This is a genomic window from Gemella bergeri ATCC 700627 (assembly GCF_000469465.1).
Taxonomy (GTDB): Bacteria; Bacillota; Bacilli; order Staphylococcales; family Gemellaceae; genus Gemella; species Gemella bergeri.
In genome coordinates this window covers 1-2268 of record NZ_KI271832.1, presented here as the reverse complement: position 1 = coordinate 2268, position 2268 = coordinate 1, and the positions used below count along the sequence as shown (strand labels likewise).

The window sequence follows — 2268 nt, the reverse complement described above, 5'->3', positions numbered from 1 at the left end:
TTCCATGCCCCGTATTTATTATACAACCCACTTTTAAAAGAGGTGTAATTAGTTTTTTTAAATAGTTAGAAAATTACTTATAATCTTATTTTACCATTTCACCGGCTTTGTGTTTTTCTTCTTCTTTTTTATGTTTATCATTGTATATTTTTTTCATAATACCAATTACGATAGATAGTGCGAATAAGCACATTAAACCTATAAACAGATTTCTTGCCCCACCTGACAGTGTACCTCCAACATAAGAATAAATGATAGTTGCCGGAAGTTGCCCGATACCTGTTGCAATAAAGAATTTCCAGAATCCCATATTGGTTAAACCGGCGGCATAACTGACAAAATCGAATGATACAAACGGTAATAAACGACAGATTAAAATAGCACGATCTCCATAACGTTCGAAGAAAACATCAATACTAGCCATAGCACCTTTACTTGTTAATTTTTCAACAACATCACGACCTAAACCACGTGCTATATAGAAACATACAGCGGCACCTGCCATGGCAGATGACCAAGAAAGGATAGCACCGATGACCCAACCGAAAATAGCAGCATTAGATAACGTAATTAAGAATGCCGGTATAGGAGCAGCAATTGATTGTAAAATCATTAAAATAAATGATACTACAGCTGCCCATGCTCCCCAGCTACGAAGATACTCAATAACAGCATTAGTATCAAACTGTGATAGTGTTGCAAATGCCGTGTTAATTCCTGATTTAAAACTAGGAACGGTAAAATAAATTGCAAAGAACAGTGCAAAGGCAATAATAGTAATAATACGTGCATTTCTACGTTGTTTTTTGCGTTTAGCTTCTTCTTCCGGATTTACTTCACGTAAGTCGCTAAGTTTAACCTCTTCTTCCTTAATTTTTTTAAGTTCTTCACGACTATAAACTTTTTGATATTTAGAGCGAGTGTAGACTATGTAGAAGTTAATAATATTTACCAGTACGATAATAATAAGAAGCGGTGTATGAATTTGTTTAACTGACGTTAATCCAAGTGCTTCTTTAGTAATATAAAATAGAATATTCATTCTACCGGCGATAAGCATCATTATTAAAATAAGTCCTTCGATAATGAAGAATCCATATTTGTTACCGATTTTTTTAAAGACAAAACCTGTCATAATACCATATAGCGTCCAAACATACATTATAAGGCTTTCATCAGCTAACATTGCATATTGAACGAAAAATGATAGCAACACTGCAAAAAAATAACCTAAGGCTATTCCAATGGTAGTGAAGTAAAATAGTAATCTTAAACGTTTCATTAAATCTCTCCAATCTTTTAAAATAAAAGTCGAGAGTATCAGAATAGCAGATACTCCGACTGAAAATAAATTTAATTAATTATTTTTTTACACTATAAATAACAGCAACGTATGTACCGTCTTCCGGTAAAACATCTTGGTTACCTGTGAATTTAACTTCTTTACGTTTTTCAACAGCTCCATAAGTGTAAGTAGAATTTGAAATAATACCCACCGGACAACTATCTAAGCAAGAAAGACAACCGGTATTTTTTGCTTTAGCGGTTTTTAAGTTTCCGCCGAAATGGAATTCGATTTTTTTACCGTTGCTATCTTTTACTACTTCGTTAATGTCATAATCTTTGTTGGCACCGTTCCAAGTTACTTTTGTATCGATTATATCACCTTCAACGTGAGTAGTTTCTGCATTGTTAGCATTCATATTTTCACCGGGTTTAGCGCCGATTTCAATAAGTGCATTGTAAAAATCTTCCGGTTTAACAAATGCCGTAAAGATAGATTTAGCACCATTGGTTCCGCTTTGTTCAACAGAATTATGACGAGTAGATTGCTCGAAATATTTACCGTTAACTTTAGTTAATACTGTGACAGTACCTGCCTCTTTGTCCACTTTTAGCGGTTTATCTAAAGAAACCCCTTTTACATAGTCAGCAGGTTGATTAGAATTTTGTGTAGATGAATTATTATTGTTGCTATTGCTGCAACCGGCAAGCGTAACTAATAATCCTGCAGACATTAAGACAGATAATATTTTTTTCGATTTCATTACGAAATACCCCCTGAAATGATTTTTGTATTTGTATTATAACATTTATATAAAAACTAAACAATAATATTTTGATAAAAACATTATTATATAAGTAACTGGTAAATATTTTTTATGGAAATTTAATTACTTAACAAAAAATATTTTTTTATAAAAATTATAGATAGATAAAATTATATTTAAATAACACGGTAATAAATATAATTTAACTTTTAAAAAT

Annotated in this window: 2 protein-coding genes; both read right to left on the bottom strand. The window is 31.9% G+C overall.

The genetic code is table 11. From position 1 onward, the window contains the following. Nucleotides 1–85: 85 nt before the first annotated feature. Nucleotides 86–1282, bottom strand: a complete 1197-nt coding sequence (locus HMPREF1983_RS03690) for a TVP38/TMEM64 family protein (RefSeq protein WP_021752953.1) — start codon at nucleotides 1280–1282, stop codon at nucleotides 86–88. A gap of 79 nt (nucleotides 1283–1361) precedes the next feature. After that, a complete protein-coding gene (locus tag HMPREF1983_RS03685; protein ID WP_040460935.1) occupies nucleotides 1362–2048 on the bottom strand; it encodes a YdjY domain-containing protein in 687 nt (228 codons plus the stop codon). Nucleotides 2049–2268 lie beyond the last annotated feature (220 nt).

Bases quoted from the DNA above. Each gene is read 5' to 3' on its own strand.
- HMPREF1983_RS03690 (WP_021752953.1), bottom strand. From the start codon at position 1,282: ATGAAACGTTTAAGATTACTATTTTACTTCACTACCATTGGAATAGCC.
- HMPREF1983_RS03685 (WP_040460935.1), bottom strand. From the start codon at position 2,048: ATGAAATCGAAAAAAATATTATCTGTCTTAATGTCTGCAGGATTATTA.